Raw genomic sequence first — 26,119 nt, 5'->3', positions numbered from 1 at the left:
AAAGTTCATTGTGATTGTCCCCTGATGGAGTTAATTTGGCTAAATTGGTACTCAGTAGCAAAAATAATGTTTTCTTGAAGTTTATGATAATACAGACAAGAATTATCGTATATGACAGATAATTTTCGGAAAGGAAGCATTTGTGATGAAAGAGCTTTTACAAAATCAGCCTCATTATAGACAGTTCCCCGTTAAAGGCTATCAGGTAATGAAGCATATTATCTCTGAAAAAAGAAAGTTGCCTTTTCTAAGTGCATTATATACGTTGATTAATATTTTATTTGTAATTGCAGTATGTTTGGGTATTGTATTATCTGTAGCAATTGTTTTATTTATAATAGGTAATGTATCTGTCCCTGATACGGACTATTTACTTCTGGCACAAGTAGGCGGTATAGCATTATTTGGCGTAATGTTACTCTCGGTTATTATTTATCGTATTGTTAAGCGCCCAGAATGGGAACAACGGCGTTATTATCAACAAGCAGGTTTATCTCTTTTACCAGAAGATAAGCGTCAGGTATTACGACTAAATATTGTTAGTGACTATTGGCTAGGTTTTTGGAGTGAAACTCTAGAGCATTATCCTCTACAGTCACGGGTTGCCCATGATAGCTATCGTTACTGTCTGCTTCCATTATCTCCGACTCAGGAACATCAATCCCAATTATACAGCGACTGGGGAATTCTTGATGAAGAAGGGTATATGAAAATGCTAACAGGTTTGTGGGAGGGGGTACATTCAAAACATTTTGCTATTGATGCTGCTCTTAGTGATGGGAAAATGTTTAAAGTGCTTGCCAAATTAGTTGAAGTAACACCTGACTATATTCATAAATGTGCCAAACCTATTAATGAACGCCCTCCGGCATTAGTGTGGGGATTTGATTTGTGGCTTGCAATTGTTTTAAGTCGTAACTGTTTTTGTGCCGGTTATATCAGTGAAGAAGTCGCATGGAAAAATATGCTGAAAACCGCTGATTATATTTATGAAATCTTCGGTAGTTTTGATGAGTTTTATACAAACTTTCGGCTAGGCAATGCTTACTGGAGTAATGATTTTGATCGGTCTAAAGAGCGGCTGGAACAATTTAATTATTATAAGTCACATTGTGACTGGCCAATTGCTAGTTTGCCGTGGCCTGAACCAAAAGGCGTTATTATGGAAAGGCAGATGATGACAGGTTTTTCTGCATTAGTAGAAGATGTTTTACGCAGTAACATGGAAGAACAACAAAGTTATGAATTTGATATTACTGAGCTGCCAGCGTCTCGTGTACTCCATTAATATTTACATGAAACATTTCCCCTTGAAGAACATTTCAAGGGGAAGCCGATAATTAATAATAGGAAATAATGGTGTAAAGTGAGAGAACGGATTTTTTCATTATGGTATCTATTATTTCTAAAGGTAACATAATTTACCCCGTTTCCTGAAATCACCTGTTTCAAATGAAACGGGGCCAATATTTGCTTTATTAGTTAATGGGTTAAATCAAACTAATAAATTTTCTCTCTATATCCTTAATGGCTGCACATCCTGCCAGCTTCATGCTAAGTTTCAGCTCATCCTTCAGCAGGTTTAAAATGGAAGTTACGCCTGGCGCTCCACCCAATGCCAGCGCATACAAAATGGGCCTACCGATAGCGACAGCTTTGGCACCCAATGCGAGCGCTTTAAACACATGGGTACCACGGCGGATGCCTCCGTCTAGATAGACTGGAATTTTAGATCCAACAGCTTCAATAATGTGCGGTAATGAAGCAATTGCTGCCGGGACAGTATCCAACTGCCGGCCACCGTGATTAGAAACTTGAATCGCTGCGGCACCGTGATTAATACACTCTTTAGCATTTTCGGCAGATTGAATGCCTTTCACGATGATTGGAAGACCTGATTCTTTGGCGAGGAATTCGAGGTCATTAAAATCAAGATCCCGTTTAAATAGCGTTGTAATCTCTGATAAGGTTGCTCCTGCGGGAACGCCTGGAATATTAGGAAATGGTAATGAATGTGGGAAGACAAATTTATTACGTTTATCGGTTTCTCTATTACCACTCCACTCTAAATCGACCGTAAAGACGATTGCGGTTGCCCCCATCGCTTTGGCTCGGCGTATCATTTCGCGGGTAATGCCCATATCTTTGGTAAAATAAATTTGGAACCATTTGGGGCCATTACTCACTTTCGCTATCTCTTCAAGAGGTGAATTAGATAGAGTTTGTGCAGTAAACAGGGTACCGGCAGCGGCAGCGCCTCTCGCTGTTCCCAATTCAGCGGTAGTATGAGATAGCCCATGTGCTGCCATTGGGGGAATGAAAATAGGCATATCCACTTTACTGCCGAGCAATTCGGTTGTTGTGTCAGGCTCTTTTACTCCTGCGAGATAGCGGGGAATAATTTGGAAATCGTCAAAGGCTCTGGTGTTTTCACGTAGAGTCCATTCATCACCTGAACCGCTGCTGATATAGCCAAATTGGGGGGCTGGAATCAATTTACGCGCTTCTTCTTCCAAGTCATAAAGATTAATAATATCAAGGGATTTTTCTGCACTATTTGTTTTATAGGCTCTTGTCGGTTTTATGTTAGCAGTTGCGGCGTTGGCTGAGGATGCAGCGGATAGTGTACTGGCAGCAGCAAGACTTAATCCTCCAACTATGACGTCTCTTCTTGATGGCATATAATTTTCCCTTACTTAGTAGGTTTAATAAGTATTGACAATAGAGTTTGTCCACATATTAAGAATAGACCTATTCTGAATAATTCAAGCTAATAAATCCTCAATAATGTTTTTATAAGCTGATCGATCCTATTGGAACTGTCGGTTTTTTGTTGTGAGAGGAGCATCACAAAACTCAGATTAAAACATGGTGGCTTATTTTCTCTGCTTACCTGAATTTTTGGGGAATGGTTCAAATAGAGGGACTTTCGGATGCTGAATGTAAATGAATAGTTTAGGTATAAATTTGGCTTCAGGTATTGATCTATTAACGGCATCAACTATAAGAAAATAATTAATTTCTCTAAGTTATAAAAATATTTCATCATTCTTTATCAGAAAAAGGCTATTATTGAAATGCGATCTAAAAATTATATACGATGATCAAGTAGATATTTTGATTTTCATTAATTCAAAGTTTTATTTAATGAAAAAATAAGTTTTTTCCTTAAGGAGAACTCATGAGTAATAAAAATGACTTTAAAGCTTTTTCTATTAGTCAGGATGCTAATGTTGTTTCTCAAGGAGAATATGAAGAAAGTCAGGAATTGAATACGGGAATTCCCCCTAATATTATTTCCATTGGTTTATTAAATAAGGTTTTGCGTCAGTCGTCAACGATATCATCGGTGGTGGCTAATTTTATCTCTACACAATGTAGTGATGATGTTTTGGATGATGGCGATATAGACAAGCTCACCACCCAATTAAATATCGCTTTAGAGCAAAAAGCTTTAACCGAGATTCCAAGTGCTTCATTAACACAAAAAGGTGTTATTCAACTTACAGATGTACTTGGTGATAGTAATACTCTGGCAGTCACACAAAAGCTTGTCCAGGACATGATAACTTCGTTAAGTGAAAGTATTAATAGCAGAGTGCCTAATATCCGGCAGGTGAATGGTAAGGAGTTGTCTGCGGATATTGATCTGGATGCCGTGGATATCGGGGTATACACAAAAGAAGAAGTAGACAATGAAGTTAATGCCAAAGGTAATAGGAATAGTGCCAGTAAAGCGATTAATGGTTGGTGGAGATGTGGAGATACAGGCGTTATCTATCAATGGGGGCGTACTAAGGTCATTGATGCTGGCTATATAGAACGTATTCAATTACCAATTAGTTTTTCCAATACGCATTACGCCGTCAATATTAATGCTATTCAAAGTAAAATGGGTTTTATGGGGGCATCTGTTGGCTATGTAAATGTAATTGATAATTCATCTTTCGATTTATTAAATTCTTGGGTAAATGCCAAATGGGATAGCCCATTCTTTTGGATAGCGATAGGATATTAATTATGTATTATTACAGTGCAAAAACAAATGCTTTCTATCCGGTAGAATTGAAACAAAATTATATTGCTGCTGGTTCACTGCCGGATGATATTATAGAAGTCAGTAATGATATTTATCAGGAATATGCTGCTAATAATGCGCCAGAAGGAAAACACCGTGTAGCAAATAAAAACGGTTTGCCGGAATGGGCAGATATTCCTCCGCCAACGAAAGATGAATTACGGCAATATGCTGAACTCCAAAAACAACAACTCATCGCTGAGGCAACAAATCAAATTGCACCATTGCAAGATGCTGTTGATTTAGGTATTGCGACTGAGGAAGAGGAAATAGCTTTATTGGCATGGAAAGAATATAGGGTAATACTGAATCGGATAGATGTTTCACAGGCAATGGATATTGATTGGCCGGAAAAACCAGAGGGATAAATAAACGCAATTTTTCAATCTACTCTCCCCAAAAAATTGACTTGTTTGATTTTTTGGGGATATCCGATTTTAAACTTAATTCTTAATTGTTGATTATCTTTTGTAAACAGAGTTGTTGACAGGAGCCGGGTTTAAGTATTTCTACGGCAGGTAAAAAATAGCACAGAAGATTGGGCTATTGTGAAAGTTGTATCAAGAAAAAGTGCTTTGACTTGCATTTCTTCGGCATCTGCCGTACCAAGATCGGCATAAATGTTACCGCTGCTGACTTCGATATTGTGGTTCATATTATGTTCCTCTGGCATGGTTTTCTGCGATTTTCAATCGTTCACGAATTTTATCCGTATCTGGCTTAGGTGTTGCTATCCCTGTCGATGATTTCTTCTGAAATACATGCAGAACATAGATAGCAGTTATACCGCCCGGTAGGTGTCACCAATGTATACCCGTTATCTTTCAAGTTGCCTCTTTGTTGGCTGCACTCGTTCACCCCGGTCACATAGTTACCTATGCTCCCGGGGATTCACTCCCTTGCCGTCGCGATGCATCTTGAAATCCATAGGGTATAGTCTTCTACGACTTCTAATACACCGGCACCACCAAATCCTTTCAATGGCTTGGCCTGCGAATGTTTTCCTCCAGTCTGTGCAACATGTAGGGCATAACCAAAAATGTCTTGAACATCATCGGGAAGCGACTGGAGGGCTTTTTTACTACTACCAACCCAATAAAGAGGTTTCATTACGCGAGATTCTGTGCATTGATTTATACCTATATGGATATGAACTAACATAGATAGAAGGACAATGTGTAGTCAAATTGAGGGAGAAAATAGGAATAATCAGGTAACCTCGGAAGTCTTGGCGCAAGTATGAAGACTTTGGAACGTTATGCAGTAGCGTGTGGCGCGGTTATTAACTTACGTTCAATATCAGTAAAAGGAATGGGACTTTGGTCCCGTTTATCCCTTAAAGCCGAAATAATTATACTAAAGTAGTAAACGTACTCTGGGTGGGCTTTCCCCAAAAGATTCTTGATAGCAAATTGTACGGTTCTATCTTAAATCACCTGCGATACTTCTTACGTCAATTGTCAACGATACCTAATAGTGTCATCAGTACGGGGACGTTTCTCTATGTTATAGTAGGCCATAATTTAATATCATTCTCTGCTTTATATCCCTCTATTTATGGGGTATTGAGAATGTCAAAATAATCTAAAAGTATAGCAATGCATCAAAGTAAAGAAATTGAAAAAACGTTTAAATTCAGCGAGAAAGATAAAGAAACGGTCAAATATAGTCCTAACCGTTTCTCTGTAGCTCCCATGTTAGACTGGACAGATCGTCACTGCCGTTATTTCCATCGTTTATTAAGTCAGCAAACGCTGTTATATACCGAAATGGTGACGACCGGGGCGATTATTCATGGTAAAGGCGATTATCTGGCATACAGCGAACAAGAACATCCGATAGCATTACAACTGGGTGGCAGTGATCCGCAGGCGTTGGCGCATTGTGCGAAGATTGCTCAGGAACGTGGCTATGATGAAATTAATCTAAACGTCGGTTGTCCCTCTGATCGGGTGCAAAATGGTCGTTTTGGTGCTTGTCTGATGGGGGAAGCTGAACTGGTCGCTGATTGCGTTAAAGCCATGCAGGATGTGGTAAATGTGCCAGTGACAGTTAAAACCCGTATCGGTATTGATGAACAGGACAGTTACCAATTCCTATGTGATTTTATTGATGTTGTTGTGCAACGCAGTGGCTGCAATATATTTACCATTCATGCCCGTAAAGCTTGGCTTTCTGGCTTGAGCCCAAAAGAGAACCGTGAGATTCCACCGCTGGATTACCCACGAGTTTATCAATTGAAAAAGGATTTCCCTCAATTAACGATTGCTATTAATGGCGGTATTAAATCGCTGGAAGAAGCGAAACAGCATTTACAACATGTAGATGGCATTATGATTGGGCGTGAGGCTTATCAGAACCCGTCTATTCTGGCACAGGTTGATCATGAATTATTTGATGCTTCAATGCCGGTAGTTGATATCGTTGCGGTGGTCAAAGCACTTTATCCTTATATAGAGCAGGAACTATCAAAAGGAACATATTTAGGGCATATTACCCGTCATATTTTAGGTATTTTTCAAGGGATTCCGGGAGCACGCCAGTGGCGTCGTCATCTTAGTGAGAATGCACATAAACCGGGCGCAGATATTTCTGTTGTGGAGCAGGCGTTAGCTATGGTGACTGAGCGGATGTAATATCCGCTCATTTTACGGTTACAGGTATATACCCTATGGATTTCAAGATGGATCGCGGCGGCAAGGGAGCGAATCTCCGGGAGCATAGATAACTATGTGACCGGGGTGAGTGAGTGCAGCCAACAAAGAGGCAACTTGAAAGATGACGGGTATAGTTATATATGAGAATTGAGCACTAAAATATTTATGGATACTGCGTGATTTTTTGCCGTGCTTTAATCTATTTTTAGGTTAGCTAAGATACCAATTATTTTTTTCGTTGTATTATTATGTGAATCTACCACACATTAGCTATTTATGGAGCAAGAAAAGCAAATGCCAGACCATTGATATATTTTTATCAAGACGAAATCCCACATACGGCTAATGAATCCACCTTCTTCAATCGTTTCCATTACAATAAGTGGTCTTTCCTCGATGGTCTTACTGCCAATCTTAAAAATTATGGTGCCGACTACTTGGTCTTTCTTTATTGGGGCAGTAATCTGAGGAACATTAAGAATATAGCTGGTTTTTAATTTTTTAAGTTGGTCACGAGGTATGGTAATCGAATTTTGTTTACCTGCATTGAGTTTGACTTCTTTTTTATTTCCAAACCATATACGTTGAGTGATAAAAGTATCTTCAGATTTAATAGGTGTCACTGTTTCAAAGAAGCGAAATCCCCATGTCAGAAGTTTTTCTGATTCCTGGAAACGAGCAAAATCCGTCTTTGCTCCTAGAATAACAGAAATTAAGCGCATATCACCTAAGGTTGCTGATGCAACTAAGTTATAACCGGCGCCAGAGGTAGTTCCGGTTTTCATGCCATCTATATTGAGGTTGCTGTTCCATAACAACCGGTTACGATTGTATTGACGAATCTTATTAAATGTGAACTCTTTCTCTTTATGAATTGCATATTCATCCGGGACATCATGAATGAGGGAACGAGCTAACAATGCCATGTCTCGTGCTGTACTAAATTGCCCAGGAGCATCTAAACCATGCACTGTTTTAAATGTTGTATTGTTGAGCTCCATTTTTTGTCCATAGCTGTTCATAAGACTTATGAACGCGCCCTGACTGCCAGCTATATAATCAGCTAATGCAACACAGGCGTCATTACCGGATTGAATAACAATCCCTTTGTTAAGGTCTTCCACTGAAACCCTATCTCCAGGTTTAAGAAACATGACAGAAGACCCGCGTAGAACAGGATTGCCTGTAGCCCAAGCATTTTTATCAATGGTTACAGTATCGGTCAGATGAATCGTACCTAACTTAATCGCTTGTCCTACAATATAACTGGTCATGAGTTTAGTTAGGCTCGCCGGATCTATCTTTTCATCCGCATTACCTTCTGCCAAAACTTTTCCACTGTTGTAGTCCATTAAGATCCAAGCTTGTGAGTCCACTTGTGGAGTAGCTAGAGCTTCTTCAGCTTGAATTAATGGAGCATGGAGAAACAGTAAAAATGTAGCCGCAAACTGGACTTTCCATGTAAAAAAGGTGATATCTTTCATAAAAAAACCAAATGTCTATTATAAAATTATTAAGTCAATTTATTTTATTTGAACTTTAGAAAACGTTTAGTTCTGAAACTCTCGAAATTCAAACACGGCACGTCTATTCCATTTCCTGGTTTATTCCTCATAGCCAAAAACTGCCGGATATGACTTATAAAAATAAATTGTTTTCACTTGTTCTTCCTTTACGCCAAAAATGATCAAATAATCATAAATTCTATTTATCTAAGTGGCTTTATTTTATCGAACTGCTATTTAGATTAAAGTATATGATATTATCGTCATAAAGCACCAGTAACTTATTTTCGAAATCATCACTGTATTCTTCCTGCATTCGCCTTGTAAGGAATATGATTTTCCGTTAATTATGTTGTTGTGATTGTTACAGTTGGTGAGTAATAATGATAGCATCGTTATAAATGCTAATCTGGATAATTTAAACATATTCCCATCCTGAATATATACGTTTTAGTAAAAACTAATGTGTTATACCCGTCATCTTTCAAGTTGCCTCTTTGTTGGCTGCACTCGCTCACCCCGGTCACATCGTTATCTATGCTCCCGGGGATTCACTTCCTTGCCGTCGCGATCCATCTTGAAATCCATAGGGTATATACCTAAAATAACAGGGAAAACGTTTTTATCTGGCCCTTTGTGACATTCAACCGCTTTTTTTTATTGTAAATAAAATAATGTTTTTCACTTTCATAATCTACAATCATCATATCTCCATTCATAAACTGATATACAAGTTTCTTTCTGTTCTTGTTAAATAGTTTGGTGGGGGATGGTGATACAATAAAATCATCATCCCACTTCAAAGTCGTTATCCTATAGTTTGTATGCATGATAGTCATTTCACTACGGCCTTGACAGTTTAAAGTATACTGCTTCATCGCGTTAACTGGACATGATCTGAATATAAATAGAATAACGATATATTTCATAATGTTTTTGTCCATATGACTTGTTTTTCAAGAAAATATAGGGATTTTGCTATCGTGTGATGCTTTTGTTCGTCTGGATAACGCGGCTAGCGCCTTTTGACGTTTTGCTCATAGGTGTTTCTTTCTTCTCAAGATGTTTCTGATTGTGTAATAGTATAGATACGTCTAATATCAATCAATATTTGAAAATGGCTATCTGTTATGAATTGTATTGATATTGAGAGTATTGACCTCAATTTGCTCAGGGTATTTGAGGCTTTGATCGAGGAAGGTGGGGCGAGTCGTGCTGCTATTCGGCTCGGATTAACGCAACCAGCCGTAAGCGCAGCCCTTGGGCGTTTAAGACGCATATACTCTGACCCGCTGTTCGAACGGACGGGACGCGGGCTACGTCCTACAGTTCGAGCTAATGAGTTAGCTCCTCTCGTTGAAGAGGCACTGACGCAATGCCGACAGGCACTAGCTTTAACCACTGCTGGAAAAGAGATAAAGGGCCGTACGGTGACTGTAGGTTTATCAGATGACAGTGAAATTGCTTTAGGACAAAAAATACTGAAAGAAGTTGACGAGTATCTTCCTGGTTTGCATATTATTTTTCGACAAACTCATAGTGGCTTGGCTCAGGATATGTTGATGCGTCATCAAATTGACCTTGCTATCACCGCTGGTGGTTTATCATCTCACTTAATTAAAAGTCACCGTTTAGGAGAGGGGAATTACTTGTGCATAGCCGACAAAAATACTTTGGTGCCGGTGACGGTGGCTGATTACGCACAACGCCCTCATTTATTAGTTTCCTCAGGTGGGTTCGTAGGTGTTGTAGATGAAGCATTAAATGCTGTTGGCTATAAACGTAGTGTCAAGGTTTCTACCACACATTTTGCGGCAGTGCCATTTTTGCTGATTGAGACTGATTTAATCACTACGGTGCCATCACATGCAGCACGAGCAATGGAGAAGAACACATCGCTGCAAATATTCCCATGCCCCGTTAGCATGCCACCCTATGAACTCGAAATAGGCACAAGAGTAGGGAGCAAACATGATAAAGTTCTGCATGAGTTAAAATCTATTATAGTGAAGATATGTCAAACACCTGGTTTTTTGTCATGAGCATTTTGGTGTGAATGCTACAGGCTTTATATAGTCATTTCGTTGTTGAAAATATTTTTTTCGTGGAGAGGCAGCTTGAAAGATGACGGGTATAAATACGATTTATTTTAGTTATATTAATAACAAGATTGATTAATAGTGATTGTATTAGGTAACCTGTTCCATCTTATTCGTTGAATGCTGAAACCTGCGCATTATGAAAATTTTTAACATTGAGTTTTATCTTATTAGAGTGTAATTGGTTATTATCTTTAAAATAATATTAAAGCTATGCTTTAGCGATTAATGATTTCCTCAAGTGGATTGATATGCAGTAACCGAGAGTATTAAGACGTAACATTGAAGTTGCCTTTGAGTATACATTACGAGTTGGTTTATATGAAAGAAATTAATGTAACTGAACCTTTAGGAAGAAGAAAGAAGAAAAAAAATAAAAAGAGAAAAGTAAGTTTCCTTTTTAAGATTATATTAGCCGTTTTATTTGTAGTGTTTTGTTTTGCATCTCTCTACATATATAACTTGGCAGAAAGAATCGATACCATGATAAATGAGAGAATGAATAATGGATTCTGGGATATGCCAGCTCAGGTTTATGGCAAGACTTACACGTTAAAGCTAGGGGAGTATAAAAACAAAGAAAATGTAATAAAGATATTAAATGGAGCCAGATACCATCAGGTTGACTCGATAAAAAGTCCTGGTGATTTTCATGAAGATGGAGATAAGGTTTTTATTTACTTACGGGAGTTCTCCTATCCAGACCATTTATCTAAGTCAGTTAAAGTGGAAGTTGAGTTTGACAAAAATGGAATTAAAAAGATAATGAATTTAGATCTAGGATTGGCTGTTAATAACATCCTCGTTGAACCTAGGTTAGTGGAAGTTATATATTCACCCGGTGATGAGCAACGGATATTTATGCCATTGAAAAACTTCCCTAATGATATGATTAATATGTTGATTTCCACAGAGGATCGAGAGTTTTATAATCACCATGGTCTTAATCCTTATTCTATAGCCAGAGCCTTGTACAAAAACATCAAAGCTGGAAAGAGAATTCAGGGCGGCAGTACGATAACACAGCAAGTTGTGAAAAATATGTTCTTGTCCCGGGATAGGACAATTAGCCGTAAGTTGAGTGAGGCTATTATGTCTTTGGTCTTGGAGTTTAAGTTTAACAAGAATAAAATTCTTGAGCTTTATCTGAATGAAATTTATCTGGGACAGAACGGTTCGTTCGGGATTTATGGGTTTCCACTTGCTAGCGTTTATTACTTTGGTAGGCCAATCAATGAAATATCTTTAGAGCAGCAAGCATTATTAATAGGGATGGCCAAAGGAGCTTCATTGTATAACCCGTGGACTAAACCGACAGTAGCTATGGAAAGGCGTAATCTCGTTTTAAAGTTGTCAGCAGAAAGTGGAGTGATTAACAAAGATGATTACTTATCTTCAATGAAAGAAGGTCTCAATGTTCAGGAAAAAGGTTCCGTTTTCACTAAACATCCTTCTTTCATTAGCATGTTAAAAAAAGAGATTAGGAATAATAAAAATATTGCCCTCAATGATTTATCCGGAGCAAGAGTGTTTTCCACTTTTGAGCCTGTGTCACAAGAAGATGCAGAAAATGCAGTAAAAAAAACCATGCCAATGTTAGATAAGAAAACAGGTTTAAAAGATTTGCAATCTGCAATTTTAGTTGTTGATAGAAAGTCGGGGGAATTATTGGCTGTTGTGGGAGATAGAAATGTAGACTATAACGGGTTCAACAGAGCTTTAGATACTAAAAGACAAGTCGGTTCACTGATTAAGCCGGCAGTCTACCTTTCTGCGCTAATTTCTCCTTACCGTTTTAATTTAAATACTTGGATTGAGGATGAACCTCTCAGTATAGATATTGGTGAAAAAAACTCGTGGTCACCAAAAAATCCTACAAGAACGTACAGAGGGAGAGTAATGCTTTTGGATGCTCTTGCTCATTCTATTAATGTAGCTACAGTAAATTTGGGGATGTCTGTAGGAATTGATAATGTCGCAGAAACACTAAAATCAATAGGAATTCCTTCTGATAGGATAGTAATGGTTCCATCTATGCTGTTAGGCACACTTGATATGGCGCCAGTAGAACTTGTTGAAGGAATTCAGACGATATCTAATCTTGGAAAGCATACGGGTGTTTACACATTAATTTCAATTCAAGACAGATATGGGAAAGAAATTTACCATAGAACCGAGACTCCAGAACAAGTCGTTCCAGAAGAAGCTGCCTGGCTCACGCTTTATGCTATGCAGGAGTCTGTTCGCTCAGGCACATCAAAAAGATTAGGGGTTGGATTTAGAAAATATGCTCTTGCAGGGAAAACGGGATCTTCCAGTGGCTTGCGCGATAGTTGGTTTACTGGTATTGACGGAGAAAAAGTAGTGCTTTCTTGGATTGGAAGGGATAATAATGAGCCGACTAAATTATGGGGAGCTAGCGGTTCTTTATTTCTTACTAAAGCATTTTTTGAAATTAATGGAGTGGGTAAGCTAGAGCCTGTTAAACCAAACGATATATATATGGTTGGGGTTGATGCTCAAGGTGATATTTATTGTAAAGAAAACCTTTCAGGGGATAGCATGGTTGGCGGGGAAGCACGCGAAATGCCTATCTGGGGCAATGAGCTCAATACGATTTGTAATACACCACCACAATTTCTTCCTGTTTCATTAAAAAAACCTTACTCTGATGAAAGTTTAGATGCTCTTTTTTAGTTTGATTTTTATTTCAAATATGTTGTTGGTGGATTGTCTGAGATGTGATACCCCTACCAAGAGGGGTATTGTTTTATCTTTCATATATTCAGCCAGCATTGCCCCCCGGTCTAAGGTTATTCGTGCAGGCAATAGCGGCATAATGAGGTATTAGACTTGTTGGTTTGGTTAATAACCCGCTCATCTTACCGTTAAGGGATCAGTAAACTTGATCCTTGCGTTGCCCGACTTTCCAGAATCTGATGTGCCCTTGTCGCTTCACTTAGCGGGAACCTTTGATTTTCTGGTACATCCACATTAATTTTGCCGCTGGCAATCAGATCAAATAATTCTTTGCTCGCCTCATCCAACTCTTCGCGTGTTGAAATATAGCCAGCGATAGAAGGGCGGGTAACGAACAGTGAGCCTTTCTGATTTAAAATCCCCAAATCGACACCGGTAACTGGCCCGGATGCATTGCCAAAGCTAACCATTAACCCGTGGCGTTTCAGACAATCCAGCGAGTTCAGCCAGGTCGATTTACCAACAGAATCATAAACTACACCGACTTTTTCACCGTTGGTGATTTCATAAATTCGTTCGACAATATTTTCACGGTTATAGTTAATAACCTGCCATGCACCGGCATCTTTAGCGCGTTGTGCTTTCTCATCAGAGCCGACTGTTCCAATCAGTTTTGCACCCAAAGCTTTTGCCCATTGGCAGGCAATTAGCCCAACGCCACCCGCGGCGGCATGAAATAAAAAGGGTTCGCCTGACTGGATTTTGTAGGTACGGCGTAGAAGATAGTAGACTGTCAGCCCTTTTAGGAAAGAAGCAGCAGCTTGTTCGAAGGAGATGGTATCCGGCAGAACAGCGACTTTGTTTTCCGCGACATTGTGCACTTCACTGTAAGCGCCTAAAGTTGATTGCGCATAAACTACACGGTCACCCACTTTTATGGTAGTCACAGCGGAACCTACTTTGGTCACTACGCCCGAGGCCTCAGTGCCTAGGCCGCTTGGTAATTGTGCCGGTGGGTATAGCCCGCTACGAATATAAGTGTCGATGTAATTGATTCCAATCGCTCTATTTTCTACTTGTACTTCATCGTCAGCAGGAGCTCTGGGGGTGAATTCACAATATTGCAGGACCTCGGGGCCGCCAATAGAGGAAAATTTGATATGTTTTGCCATGACTCAACCTCATCAATGTAAGGGAAATGTGTGCACGTAGTAGTTGAACTCATTGTGAACAGGCTTTAGTGTGCTAGAAATAATTACAAACTATATGTAATTACTCAAGGCACTTCATAGCGTATACTCATGTGCTGTTGCAGATTTATCAGTAGATTATTGCGGGATTCATGGCGGGAAAAAAATCAACTCACAACAAAATGGCTGAACCAAAAGATCGCCAAATGGAAGGGCTGAAACTTCCGCCACACTCTTTGGAAGCAGAGCAGTCTGTGTTAGGTGGTTTAATGTTAGATAACGAACGTTGGGATAATGTTTCCGAACGTGTTACTAGCAATGATTTTTTCAGCCGTCCACATCGGCGCATTTTTGCTGAAATGCAGCGGTTGCTGGAGATGGGCAACCCAATCGACCTGATTACATTATCGGAATCCCTTGAGCAGAGTGGGGAGCTGAATAATGTAGGGGGTTTTGCTTATCTGGCCGAATTATCTAAAAATACGCCAAGCGCGGCTAACATTAATGCTTATGCGGATATTGTCCGTGAACGTGCTGTTGTCCGCGAGATGATCGCCGTTGCAAACGAAATTGCCGATGCGGGTTATGATCCTCAAGGCAGGAGCAGTGAAGAATTATTGGATCTAGCCGAATCGCGGGTGTTCCAGATCGCTGAAAATCGTGCCAGTAAAGATGAAGGGCCGAAAGGAATAGAACAGATCCTTGAAGAAACCGTCGAGCGGATTGAGCAACTCTATCAACGCCCTCATGATGGTGTAACCGGTGTTTCAACCGGTTATCAGGATCTGGATAAGAAAACCGCAGGCTTACAAAAATCAGACTTGATCATTGTGGCTGCGCGTCCTTCGATGGGTAAAACCACTTTTGCCATGAACTTGTGTGAAAACGCAGCCATGATGCAGGACAAGCCGGTTTTGATTTTTAGTCTTGAGATGCCCGGCAACCAGATCATGATGCGTATGCTGGCATCCCTTTCACGGGTGGATCAAACCCGTATCCGAACTGGTCAGCTTGATGATGAAGATTGGGCGCGGATCTCCAGTACGATGGGGATATTGCTGGAAAAACGCAATATGTATATTGATGATTCGTCTGGCCTGACACCTACCGAAGTCCGTTCCCGGGCTCGGCGCGTCTTCCGCGAAAATGGTGGATTGAGCCTGATCATGATCGACTACCTGCAATTAATGCGGGTTCCGGCCTTATCCGATAATCGTACTTTGGAAATTGCGGAGATTTCCCGTTCATTAAAAGCCTTGGCTAAAGAGCTTCAAGTGCCGGTGGTTGCACTTTCTCAGCTCAACCGTAGCCTTGAACAGCGGGCAGATAAGCGCCCGGTTAACTCTGACTTACGTGAATCCGGCTCTATTGAGCAGGATGCCGACCTCATTATGTTTATCTATCGTGACGAGGTTTACCATGAGAATAGCGACATGAAAGGTGTGGCTGAAATCATTCTTGGTAAGCAGCGTAACGGCCCAATCGGTACAGTTCGCCTCACGTTTAATGGTCAGTGGTCGCGGTTTGATAACTATGCCGGGCCAAGTTATGACGACGAATAAGTATTAACTACCAAAGAATAATAAATTTAAGGAATAGAATGAAAGCGGCAACCGCAGTTATTGACCGCCGCGCTCTGCGACATAACTTGCAACGGGTAAGGGAGCTTGCTCCTAAAAGCAATTTGATTGCAGTTGTGAAAGCAAACGCTTATGGCCACGGTTTACTGGAGACAGCACATACGCTGGACGACGCCGATTGTTTCGGTGTAGCGCGAATTGGTGAAGCATTGACGTTGCGTCATGGTGGTATCGTCAAACCGATCTTGTTACTGGAAGGATGCTTTGATGCGGCTGACCTGCTAGTACTGGTTGCTAACCATATTGAAACTGTGGTTCACAGTGTTGAACAGTTGGAAGCACTGGAACAGGCTAAGTTATCTCATCCGGTAAAAGTATGGATGAAACTGGATAGCGGGATGCATCGCTTAGGTGTCAGGCCGGAAGATGCGGAAGAATTTTATCAACGGCTAAGTCGTTGTAAAAATGTACAGCAGCCCGTCAATATTGTCAGCCATTTTGGCCGGGCTGATGAGCCAACAGTAAACACAACTCGCCAGCAGATAGCTTGTTTTCAGGCTTTTTGTGCTGACAAGCCGGGAGAAAAATCTATTGATGCATCAGGAGGTATCCTGTTGTGGCCGGAAGTCCATCAAGATTGGGTGCGTCCTGGGCTGATGATGTATGGTGTATCGCCATTGTCTGATAAAACGGCCACGGATTTTAACTTGATCCCAGCAATGACCTTAAAGTCGAGCTTAATTGCTGTTCGTAAGCATAAAGCTGGCGAGTCGGTTGGCTATGGTGGGACCTGGGTCAGTGAACGTGATACTTGTCTTGGCGTTGTGGCTATCGGTTATGGTGATGGTTATCCGCGCAGTGCGCCTTCAGGAACGCCAATACATATTAATGGCCGTGAAGTGCCGATTGCTGGCCGTGTTTCCATGGATATGATCTCTGTTGATTTGGGGCCAGATGCGACAGATAAAGTGGGTGATGAAGCGGTCCTCTGGGGAGATGTGCTGCCGGTGGAGCGGGTTGCTGAATGTACCGGTATCATTACTTATGAGCTGGTGACTAAACTTACCTCCAGAGTGGTAATGGAATACTTGGACGAATGATGTTGTAGGTTATATACCCAATGGATTTCAAGATGGATCGCGACGGCAAGGGAGCGAATCCCCGGAAGCATAGATAACGATGTGACCGGGGTGAGTGAGTGCAGCCAACAAAGAGGCAACTTGAAAGATGACGGGTATATTGTTTATTAAATAACTGACTGATAAGGAGTAGAGCCTGATGTTCCAGAATGTTGATGCTTATGCTGGTGATCCGATTCTTTCGCTGGCTGAAGAATTTAAAAAAGATCCTCGTGCGGAAAAAATTAATCTGAGCATCGGGCTTTATTACGATGAGCAGGGAGTGACTCCGCAATTGCAGGCGGTGGCTACCGCGGAAGAACAACTTAGGGCGTTATCACAAACGGCCTCTCTTTATCTGCCAATGGAAGGATTGGAATCCTATCGTCTTGCGGTTCAGGAACTGCTATTTGGTAAAGATCATCCGGTGTTGAAACAGAGGATGGTGGCAACGATTCAATCATTAGGCGGTTCTGGCGCCCTTAAAATTGGTGCTGATTTTTTGCATCGCTATTTCCCTGATTCAGAAGTGTGGTGCAGTGATCCAACTTGGGAAAACCACGCGGCTATTTTCGCGGGGGCGGGTATTAAGGTGAACTATTACCCTTATTTTGATACGAAGACCAAAGGGGTAAAATTCAATGAAATGCTGGAAACATTCAGGAAATTGCCGGCAAAAAGCATTATTGTAATGCACCCTTGTTGCCATAACCCAACCGGATCGGATCTAACCTATGAGCAATGGGATCAAGTTGTTCAGATTGTTAAAGAGAGAGAATTATTGCCATTCCTTGATATTGCTTATCAGGGGCTTGGGGATGGTATGGAAAAAGATGCTTATGCTATTCGTGCAATGGCGAACGCTGGTTTGCCTTGTCTGGTGAGTAACTCTTTCTCCAAGATATTTTCTATGTATGGTGAGCGCGTGGGTGGCTTGTCTGTCATTTGTGATGATGAACAGACCAAAGAGCGGGTATTGGGGCAGTTGAAAGCGGGTGTGCGTCGCGTCTATTCTAGCCCACCGAGTTTTGGGGCGCAGGTTGTGGCTAAAGTACTGACTGATCCTGCTTTGAAGGCACAATGGTTGACAGAAGTTGAACATATGCGCTTGCGTATTTTGGAAATGCGTACGGTGCTGGTGGATGCTTTGAAAACCGCATTACCAGAGAAAAACTTTGAGTATTTTCTGAAGCAACGCGGGATGTTCAGCTATACCGGTTTTAGCGAGAAACAGGTGGATCGCTTGCGCCAAGAATTTGCTGTTTATCTGGTCGGTAATGGTCGAGTCTGTATGGCGGGCGTCAACCATCATAATGTTGCACGTATTGCTGAAACATTTGCGGCGGTAAATAAGTCATAAATTTTAATATAAATGATTTACTATCGATGATAATGATCGACAATTTTGTAAAATAGCAGTAAACACCTCCTTGAAGCGCGCTATTTATGGTGCGCTTATTTTTCTTCTTAATATTAATTTAATGTGGTGCGTAATTAGCAGCGGCTGATCAGAACGTAGCATTAAAAAATTCTTATGAGGTGAATTATGGGAAATGTATAGTTTGATAGAAAAACGGAAGAATTTATCGGCGAGGGTATTCTGGAGACCTAGGTAAAAATGGTTCAGTAATATAAAAATTAGATTTCCTATTGAAGATAATATTAATAATAGTAGGTTCGATGTAAAAAAATAGTGTGTGCCAATCATTGAGTTATGTTTTAATAATAAAGTTGAAATAGATAAATATTGGTATCAAACAATCACTTGGTTATCTAAATAAATGGTAATGAAGCTGTAATTTAAATTTAGTTATTTACTTAAACCTTGCTGTAGCAAGGTTTAAGATTATTTGATGTTGATGTTTAGATGGCAACAAGTTCCAGATGTTTGCCCAAGGCATTTAACGCATTCGCGATGGTGTCAATTTTAGTGCTATGGCCTAATGACACTATACGTTGAATTTCTTGCGGTCGGGTTCCCAATAACCGCGCAAGTTCTGCGTTGCTTGTTCTTGTTTGAAGCATCGTATTCAGCAGTAAAACCTTAGCCGCTATACTGGCTGGTACTTCGACAAAAGCTTCACCTTCAGTCGACGGTGTTGGTATTTCGCGTCGGTCTTCAAAGTAGAAATCGAACGCAGTAACCAGAGCATCCCGCGCCATAGCTAATGCTTCTTCTCTGGTATCTCCGCCTGTTAAGGCTTCTGGGATATCTGGGAACATCACAGCCCAACCTGTTTCGTCATGTTCGAATTTTACTGGGTATCGCATATTTTTACTCAGTGAATTTATGCGAGTAACCAGCCCCTTGGGGCCGGTCTGTCATTTGATGCCTAGCTGTTTTAATATTAACTTCCTCAGCGGTTCTGGGATTTCTTTACTAGGGTGCCTTGGCATCGTGGTTTGCTTACCGTTCAAGAAAACTTTCAAGTGGTTAGTCCCATCTTTAAATTCTGCTCCTTGAGCTTTAAGCCACCGGCGAAACTCGCTTTGCTTCACTGCCTCCTCCTGTTTGTTTAACTTGAAAATAAATATAAACATTTTTGTTTATATGAGCAAGATGTTTATAAGCATTTTTGTTTATAAGAATAATAGAGTGATAAATATTTATATTTATTCTTTATAAGATGGAGTCTAACGTGAGAATTATTCTAATTGCAGCGTATACCCGTTATCTTTCAAGCTGCCTCTTTGTTGGCTGCACTCGCTCACCCCGGTCACATAGTTTTCTATGCTCCCGGGGACTCACTGCCTTGCCGTCGCGATGCATCTTGAAATCCATAGGGTATATACCCGTCATCTTTCAAGTTGCCTCTTTGTTGGCTGCACTCACTCACCCCGGTCTCATAGTTATCTATGCTCCCGGGGATTCGCTCCCTTGCCGCCGCGATGCATCTTGAAATCCATAGGGTATATATAATTTGTTCGTGGATATTTTCGGCTATGAAGTATGTTTTTTAATGTGAAACAGATCAATTTTTCATGAAACATGTTTCAGATGGTGAAAAATAATTTTCACCATTTCAAGGTATATCCAAACATTTGTTAGCTTTCGATAAGGGTTTACTTAGTGCTTTGTTTTGTTGAATTTATTTCTAGCATAAAACATCGGTTGATTATTAATATGAAAGAAAAAAGATTTTTCAACAGGATTTAATTTGATGGTTATCACATAAAATAGGGCTGATAATCCAGTCATAGACTCTTACGATCACTCTCCCAACTTAGTTGTAAAATAAAAAATCCCGCTTTACTATTTTTCTTTTAACACATAAAACAAACGTGTGTTTAAGAGCAAACAAGTGTCCAAAAATGACGAATCGGGAAAAACAAATATTGCAACTTCTGAGACGAGATCCGTTAATTCCACAGCAGGAAATTGCTGATGTTTTAGGTATAAGTCGCTCCGGTGTTGCTGGTCATATTATGAATTTAATGAATAAGGGATATATAAAAGGTAAAGGTTATATTTTATCTGATCATAATTATGTGGTGACAGTTGGTTCTATTAATATGGATGTTTACGGTTATGCATCGGGTAAACTTATTTATCAAGATTCTAACCCAGGAAAAATAAAATGTACCCCAGGTGGTGTAGGAAGAAATATTGCTCAAAATATCGCGTTATTAGGTAAAGAATGTCATCTTATTTCTGTAGTTGGCGATGATTTCTATGGTAGCACTTTACTGGATCAGGCCAAATGCGCAGGTGTTAATGTCAACTATTGCTATAAGTTTTATGGTGAAAATACCTCGACATATGTCTCCTTATTAGATGACGGTGGTGAGATGTTGGTTGCCATCAATGACATGCATATTTTGGAAAAACTGACGCCATCGTTGTTAGCGAATCATTGTGATCTTATTCAGCACGCTGGCGTACTGGTTATTGATTGCAATTTATCTGAAGAAGCTTTGGTTTGGCTGTTGACTAATGCCGGAACGGTACCGGTATTTGTGGATACAGTATCCGCATTTAAAGCACCTAAGATTAAAAACTGGCTTTCCTATATCCACACCTTAAAACCTAATTGTCTGGAGGCGGAAGCACTGAGTGGAATGAAAATCACCCAACCTACCGATGTTCCGGCAGTGGCGCGGTGGTTTCACGATCAAGGTGTACAGCGGTTGGTACTCAGCATGGGCGTAGAAGGTGTCTACTTTAGTGAAAGTAATGGTGTGGCAGGCTGGTCACTTCCCATCAGTATCAAGATTGTCAATGTAACAGGTGCCGGAGATGCCATGATGGCTGGGCTGGTGAACTGCTGGCTAGAAAATATGACGCTGGCAGAAAGTGTTCGCTTTGCTCAAGGATGCTCCGCACTCACGCTCTCTTGCGAATTGACCAATAATCCAAATCTGTCAAATGGCAGTGTCCAAAAACTGTTGGAATTACAATTATGAAAAATCATGCTATTAGCAATGAATATTTGGATATTTCCCCGGAAGTTACAGAGGCATTAGAGAATAACCGACCGGTTGTGGCGTTGGAATCTACCATTATTGCTCATGGAATGCCTTACCCGCAAAATATAAAGACTGCGCTACAAGTTGAGCAGAAAATCAGGGAAAATGGCGCTGTTCCTGCAACAATTGCTGTTATCAATGGGATGATGAAAGCAGGTCTGTCGCATGAAGAAATAGCGTTTTTGGGTAGAGAAGGTGACAAGATAACTAAAGTCAGTCGTCGTGATTTACCCTTTGTTATCGCGGCCGGAAAAAATGGCGCGACGACGGTAGCTTCTACCATGATTATTGCGGCAATGGCCGGGATTAGAATCTTCGCTACCGGTGGTATTGGTGGTGTGCACCGGGGAGCGGAACAGACTTTTGATATTTCGGCCGATTTACAGGAATTGTCGAAAACCAGTGTCGCGGTAGTCTGTGCTGGTGCTAAATCCATTTTGGATCTTGGCCTGACAACAGAATATCTTGAAACTCATGGCGTACCACTAATTGGCTATCAAACTCACGCTTTACCGGCGTTTTTCTGTCGTACCAGCCCATTCCCCGTCAATATTCGTCTGGATTCTCCAGAACAGATAGCTCAGGCGATGGCAGTAAAATGGGATACTGGATTACAGGGCGGTTTGGTCGTTGCTAATCCGATCCCTGAGCCATACGCCATGCCGGAAGCGGAGATCAATGCTGCTATCGAACAGGCAGTACGCGAATCCATAGAACAGAGAGTAAATGGAAAAGCGTGTACGCCGTTTTTGTTAGCTAGAGTTTCTGAGTTAACCGGGGGCAATAGCCTATCTTCCAATATTCAGTTAGTGCTTAATAACGCTGAACTGGCAGCGAAAATTGCTTGTTGTTATTGGGAACGCGGCATGTGAAATCTGTTTCAAAAAGTTGCGGCTAGAAAATAAGGGGCTAACTGAGCCCCTATCTATGAATTATGCCTCTTTCTTCAATATAGGTTTTAGGAAACGTGCAGTATGTGATTTTTCACATTTGGCGACCTCTTCTGGTGTACCAGAAATCAGAACTTCACCGCCGCCGCTACCTCCTTCTGGGCCAAGATCCACGATCCAGTCAGCGGTTTTTATCACATCAAGGTTATGTTCAATAACCACAATGGTATTCCCTTGATCGCGTAACTGATGCAGAACCGCTAATAGTTGCTGAATATCAGCAAAATGCAAACCTGTTGTTGGCTCATCAAGAATATATAACGTCTGCCCAGTTCCGCGTTTGGATAGTTCACGCGCCAGTTTTACTCGCTGCGCTTCACCGCCTGATAACGTTGTTGCTGATTGTCCCAGACGGATGTAAGAAAGGCCAACGTCCATGAGGGTTTGCAGTTTACGGGCCAGAGCAGGAACTGCATCAAAGAATTCGCGAGCTTCTTCGATCGTCATATTCAAGACTTCATTGATATTCTTGCCCTTATATTTGACTTCCAGTGTTTCACGGTTATAACGTTTACCTTTGCACTGATCACAAGGGACATAAATATCAGGCAAGAAGTGCATTTCTACCTTAATAACGCCATCACCTTGGCAAGCTTCACAGCGTCCACCTTTAACGTTAAAACTGAATCGTCCAGGTGTATAACCACGGGTGCGTGATTCAGGTACGCCAGCGAATAATTCCCGGACTGGTGTAAAGATGCCGGTATAAGTTGCCGGGTTAGAGCGGGGAGTTCGGCCAATCGGGCTCTGGTCAATATCAATCACTTTATCGAAATGCTCTAGCCCTTGAATATCGATATAAGGCGCAGGGGTGATATTGGTTGCGCCATTTAACTGGCGTTGTGCAATCGGAAACAGCGTATCATTGATTAACGTCGATTTACCGGAACCAGAAACCCCGGTAATACAAGTAAATAACCCAACTGGCAGATTGAACGTCACATTTTTCAGGTTATTACCTTTCGCTCCGATCAGTTTCAGCACCTTTTTCGGATCTGCCGGGATACGCTTCTCTGGGATGGCAATTTCACGTTCTCCACTCAGGAATTGACCTGTTAGTGAATCTTTGCTCACCATAATGTCTTTAACTGTGCCTTCCGCGACGATTTCACCGCCATGAACACCTGCACCGGGGCCGATATCAATGATATGGTCGGCAGCCCGGATGGCATCCTCATCATGCTCAACCACAATCACGGTATTTCCCAGATTGCGCAAATGGATTAGTGTTTCCAGCAGGCGTTCATTATCCCGCTGGTGCAACCCGATAGAAGGTTCATCAAGTACATACATCACTCCCACTAAACCTGCACCAATCTGGCTGGCAAGGCGGATACGTTGAGCTTCGCCACCGGACAGAGTTTCGGCAGAACGGGAGAGCGTCAGATAATTCAGACCAACATTAACCAGGAATTTCAGACGGTCATGGATCTCTTTCAGTACTTTTTCAGCAATTTGTGCACGTTGACCGCTGAGTTTAATGTTTTGGAAAAAATCCATCGCATGGCCGATACTGAAATCAGAGATCTCCGGCAGAGTGGTATTCTCAATAAATACGTAACGGGCTTCTTTACGTAAGCGAGTTCCGTGGCAGGAAATACATGAACGATTACTAATATATTTCGCCAATTCCTCCCGAACGGCAGTGGATTCCGTCTCTTTATAACGGCGTTCCATATTATGCAGTACACCTTCGAACGGATGGTTACGCACTGTGGTATCGCCACGGTCATTGGTGTATTTAAATTCGATGGATTGTTTACCGGAACCGTACAACACCACTTTCTGAATATTGGTGCTGAGGGAATTGAAGGGTGCTTCGATATCGAATTTATAATGTTCTGCCAATGAACATAGCATCTGGAAATAGTAGAAATTACGGCGATCCCAGCCACGAATTGCACCACCGGCCAGGGAGATATCACCATTCTGAATGACTCTATCAGGATCAAAAAATTGCTGAATACCTAAACCATCACAAGTAGGGCAAGCCCCGGCAGGGTTGTTAAAAGAGAATAGGCGTGGTTCCAGCTCACTCATGCTGTAGCCACATGCAGGACACGCAAAGTTAGCGGAGAAAATCAGCTCTTCGGCTGTATTATCATCTATATTGGCGACAATAGCGGTGCCGCCTGAAAGTTCCAGCGCTGTTTCAAAAGATTCAGCGAGGCGTTGTGCCAGATCGGCACGAACTTTAAAGCGATCAATGACCACATCAATGGTGTGTTTCTTCTGTAATTCTAATTTCGGCGGATCGGATAGATCACATACTTCACCATCAATACGGGCGCGGATATAACCTTGTGCTGCCAGATTATCCAACAATTTAGTATGCTCGCCTTTTCGCTCTTTGACGATAGGCGCCAGCAACATCAGGCGATGACCTTCTGGCAGTGTTAGCACATTATCTACCATCTGACTAACAGTTTGTGCCGTCAATGGAATATCGTGATCTGGGCAACGAGGTTCACCTACGCGGGCAAACAGCAAACGCAGATAATCATGAATTTCGGTAATAGTCCCTACGGTTGAGCGTGGGTTATGGGAAGTGGATTTCTGCTCAATAGAAATGGCCGGGGATAATCCTTCAATATGGTCAACATCGGGTTTCTCCATCAGTGACAGAAACTGGCGCGCATAAGCTGAAAGCGATTCCACATAGCGACGTTGCCCCTCGGCATAAAGCGTATCAAATGCCAGAGAAGACTTACCTGAGCCGGACAAACCGGTGATAACGATCAGCTTGTCTCGGGGAATTATCAGATTGATATTTTTGAGATTGTGGGTACGTGCGCCCCGAACTTCGATGTTGTCCATGAACCATTTCCCGGATTATTCATACGTGCATATACCCGTTATCTTTCAAGTTGCCTCTTTGTTGGCTGCACTCGCTCACCCCGGTCACATAGTTTGCTATGCTCCCGGGGATTCACTCCCTTGCCGCCGCGATGCATCTTGAAATCCATAGGGTATATAATAATAAGTGAGTTATTATTACACAGAGTTGACTGATTAGATATACAGTGTTTAAGTGAAATAATGTAATAAGTACGGAATTAAATTACGGTGAGCTTCGCAAAGTCTGCTTTAAAGCGGCTGCGTTTCATTTTTAGCGTCGCATGTTAAACTGTGTTGCTTAATAATTGTAGAAATTCATTTCATCAGGAGTATTCCCAATGGCCAGCAGAGGCATAAACAAAGTTATTTTAATCGGTAACCTGGGGCAAGACCCGGAAGTCCGCTATATGCCAAACGGCGGTGCAGTGACTAACATTACTTTGGCGACTTCTGAAAGCTGGCGAGATAAACAGACCGGCGAGATGAAAGAGAAGACTGAATGGCACCGGGTTGTTTTATTTGGCAAACTGGCGGAAGTCGCGGGTGAATACCTGCGTAAAGGTTCACAGGTTTATATTGAAGGTTCTCTGCAAACCCGCAAATGGCAGGATCAGAACGGTCAGGAGCGTTACACCACGGAGGTGGTGGTAAACATGGGCGGTACCATGCAAATGTTGGGCAGCCGTGCTGGTGGTGGTAGTTTCCAGGATAGCCAACCACAAGGCAGCGGTTGGGGACAGCCACAGCAGCCACAACCACAGCAACAATCTCAGCAGTTCAGCGGCGGCGGCGCTCCTTCGCGTCCTGCTCAATCCTCTGCTCCACAAAGCAATGAGCCACCAATGGATTTTGATGATGATATTCCGTTCTAGGATTTTAATTTTTCATTGTTTTTCATTATAAAACAATTGGTTATATTGTGTCATCGTGATAATCA

Annotated in this window: 20 protein-coding genes and 1 pseudogene; 12 read left to right on the top strand and 9 right to left on the bottom strand. The window is 41.5% G+C overall.

Annotation, left to right across the window (positions count from 1 at the left end; all coding sequences use genetic code 11):
• Positions 1-145: 145 nt before the first annotated feature.
• Positions 146-1,288: a DUF1266 domain-containing protein gene (locus tag ACGF49_RS16065; RefSeq protein ID WP_387491846.1), complete on the top strand. Its 1,143-nt coding sequence runs from the start codon at positions 146-148 to the stop codon at positions 1,286-1,288.
• A 202-nt stretch (positions 1,289-1,490) separates the two neighbouring features.
• On the opposite strand, the gene ACGF49_RS16060 is transcribed toward ACGF49_RS16065, so the two are convergent.
• Positions 1,491-2,681 carry a lactate oxidase gene (locus ACGF49_RS16060; protein ID WP_228902088.1) on the bottom strand — a complete coding sequence of 397 codons (1,191 nt, stop codon included), beginning with the start codon at positions 2,679-2,681 and terminating at the stop codon, positions 1,491-1,493.
• 500 nt (positions 2,682-3,181) lie between these two features.
• Between ACGF49_RS16060 and ACGF49_RS16055 the strand changes: the two genes are divergently transcribed.
• Positions 3,182-4,018 carry a tail fiber protein gene (locus ACGF49_RS16055; protein WP_113043547.1) on the top strand — a complete coding sequence of 279 codons (837 nt, stop codon included), beginning with the start codon at positions 3,182-3,184 and terminating at the stop codon, positions 4,016-4,018.
• Positions 4,019-4,020: 2 nt separating this feature from the next.
• Positions 4,021-4,446: a tail fiber assembly protein gene (locus ACGF49_RS16050; protein ID WP_113043548.1), complete on the top strand. Its 426-nt coding sequence runs from the start codon at positions 4,021-4,023 to the stop codon at positions 4,444-4,446.
• A 131-nt stretch (positions 4,447-4,577) separates the two neighbouring features.
• Here the strand turns inward: ACGF49_RS16050 and ACGF49_RS16045 are convergent, their stop codons facing one another.
• Both ACGF49_RS16045 and ACGF49_RS16040 read right to left on the bottom strand, forming a co-directional pair.
• The gene (locus tag ACGF49_RS16045) at positions 4,578-4,733 is read right to left on the bottom strand and encodes a hypothetical protein (protein WP_228902091.1); all 156 of its coding nucleotides are present in this window, start codon (positions 4,731-4,733) and stop codon (positions 4,578-4,580) included.
• A gap of 1 nt (position 4,734) precedes the next feature.
• Positions 4,735-5,188, bottom strand: a pseudogene (locus tag ACGF49_RS16040) (type II toxin-antitoxin system RelE/ParE family toxin).
• Between the two features lie 488 nt (positions 5,189-5,676).
• Between ACGF49_RS16040 and dusA the strand changes: the two are divergent.
• Entirely contained in the window at positions 5,677-6,714 is a 1,038-nt protein-coding gene (gene dusA / locus ACGF49_RS16035; protein WP_191214909.1) for a tRNA dihydrouridine(20/20a) synthase DusA, read from the top strand.
• A gap of 287 nt (positions 6,715-7,001) precedes the next feature.
• On the opposite strand, the gene ACGF49_RS16030 is transcribed toward dusA, so the two are convergent.
• Together ACGF49_RS16030 and ACGF49_RS16025 are read right to left on the bottom strand one after the other, a co-directional pair.
• Complete coding sequence (locus tag ACGF49_RS16030) at positions 7,002-8,219, bottom strand: serine hydrolase (RefSeq protein ID WP_113043549.1); 1,218 nt, start codon at positions 8,217-8,219, stop codon at positions 7,002-7,004.
• 425 nt (positions 8,220-8,644) lie between these two features.
• A complete protein-coding gene (locus tag ACGF49_RS16025; RefSeq protein WP_262405168.1) occupies positions 8,645-8,767 on the bottom strand; it encodes a hypothetical protein in 123 nt (40 codons plus the stop codon).
• Positions 8,768-9,406: 639 nt separating this feature from the next.
• Here ACGF49_RS16025 and ACGF49_RS16020 point away from each other — a divergent pair.
• Complete coding sequence (locus ACGF49_RS16020) at positions 9,407-10,282, top strand: LysR family transcriptional regulator (protein WP_387491841.1); 876 nt, start codon at positions 9,407-9,409, stop codon at positions 10,280-10,282.
• Between the two features lie 378 nt (positions 10,283-10,660).
• On the top strand, positions 10,661-13,036 hold the full coding sequence (gene mrcB, locus ACGF49_RS16015) for a penicillin-binding protein 1B (protein ID WP_262978497.1): 2,376 nt from the start codon (positions 10,661-10,663) through the stop codon (positions 13,034-13,036).
• 191 nt (positions 13,037-13,227) lie between these two features.
• Here mrcB and ACGF49_RS16010 read toward each other — a convergent pair whose 3' ends face one another.
• A complete protein-coding gene (locus tag ACGF49_RS16010; protein WP_113043553.1) occupies positions 13,228-14,211 on the bottom strand; it encodes a quinone oxidoreductase in 984 nt (327 codons plus the stop codon).
• A 170-nt stretch (positions 14,212-14,381) separates the two neighbouring features.
• Between ACGF49_RS16010 and dnaB the strand changes: the two genes are divergently transcribed.
• The 3 genes from dnaB (at position 14,382) to ACGF49_RS15995 (ending at position 18,287) form a co-directional block, all read left to right on the top strand.
• Positions 14,382-15,791, top strand: a complete 1,410-nt coding sequence (dnaB, locus tag ACGF49_RS16005; RefSeq protein WP_011148449.1) for a replicative DNA helicase — start codon at positions 14,382-14,384, stop codon at positions 15,789-15,791.
• 38 nt (positions 15,792-15,829) lie between these two features.
• Positions 15,830-16,909 carry an alanine racemase gene (gene alr, locus ACGF49_RS16000; protein ID WP_387491836.1) on the top strand — a complete coding sequence of 360 codons (1,080 nt, stop codon included), beginning with the start codon at positions 15,830-15,832 and terminating at the stop codon, positions 16,907-16,909.
• 178 nt (positions 16,910-17,087) lie between these two features.
• Positions 17,088-18,287, top strand: coding sequence for an amino acid aminotransferase (locus tag ACGF49_RS15995; protein WP_262978499.1), 1,200 nt, complete (start codon positions 17,088-17,090; stop codon positions 18,285-18,287).
• Positions 18,288-18,790: 503 nt separating this feature from the next.
• Here ACGF49_RS15995 and ACGF49_RS15990 read toward each other — a convergent pair.
• Positions 18,791-19,198 (bottom strand): type II toxin-antitoxin system HicB family antitoxin, encoded by a 408-nt coding sequence (locus tag ACGF49_RS15990; RefSeq protein ID WP_113043556.1) that lies wholly within the window; start codon positions 19,196-19,198, stop codon positions 18,791-18,793.
• 51 nt (positions 19,199-19,249) lie between these two features.
• Positions 19,250-19,426, bottom strand: coding sequence for a type II toxin-antitoxin system HicA family toxin (locus tag ACGF49_RS15985; protein ID WP_036778089.1), 177 nt, complete (start codon positions 19,424-19,426; stop codon positions 19,250-19,252).
• A gap of 813 nt (positions 19,427-20,239) precedes the next feature.
• Between ACGF49_RS15985 and ACGF49_RS15980 the strand changes: the two genes are divergently transcribed.
• Together ACGF49_RS15980 and ACGF49_RS15975 are read left to right on the top strand one after the other, a co-directional pair.
• Positions 20,240-21,331 carry a PfkB family carbohydrate kinase gene (locus tag ACGF49_RS15980; protein ID WP_113043557.1) on the top strand — a complete coding sequence of 364 codons (1,092 nt, stop codon included), beginning with the start codon at positions 20,240-20,242 and terminating at the stop codon, positions 21,329-21,331.
• Positions 21,328-22,266, top strand: a complete 939-nt coding sequence (locus ACGF49_RS15975; protein ID WP_387491831.1) for a pseudouridine-5'-phosphate glycosidase — start codon at positions 21,328-21,330, stop codon at positions 22,264-22,266. The genes ACGF49_RS15980 and ACGF49_RS15975 overlap by 4 nt, the downstream gene beginning before the upstream one ends.
• A gap of 60 nt (positions 22,267-22,326) precedes the next feature.
• Here ACGF49_RS15975 and uvrA read toward each other — a convergent pair whose 3' ends face one another.
• Positions 22,327-25,161 (bottom strand): excinuclease ABC subunit UvrA, encoded by a 2,835-nt coding sequence (gene uvrA, locus ACGF49_RS15970; RefSeq protein WP_113043559.1) that lies wholly within the window; start codon positions 25,159-25,161, stop codon positions 22,327-22,329.
• Positions 25,162-25,520: 359 nt separating this feature from the next.
• Between uvrA and ACGF49_RS15965 the strand changes: the two genes are divergently transcribed.
• Positions 25,521-26,054: a single-stranded DNA-binding protein gene (locus tag ACGF49_RS15965; RefSeq protein ID WP_112895396.1), complete on the top strand. Its 534-nt coding sequence runs from the start codon at positions 25,521-25,523 to the stop codon at positions 26,052-26,054.
• The last annotated feature ends 65 nt before the right edge of the window (positions 26,055-26,119 follow it).

Source organism: Photorhabdus sp. RM96S, assembly GCF_042879335.1.
GTDB classification, from domain to species: Bacteria; Pseudomonadota; Gammaproteobacteria; order Enterobacterales; family Enterobacteriaceae; genus Photorhabdus; species Photorhabdus kayaii.
This window is presented reverse-complemented; position numbering and strand designations above follow the sequence as displayed.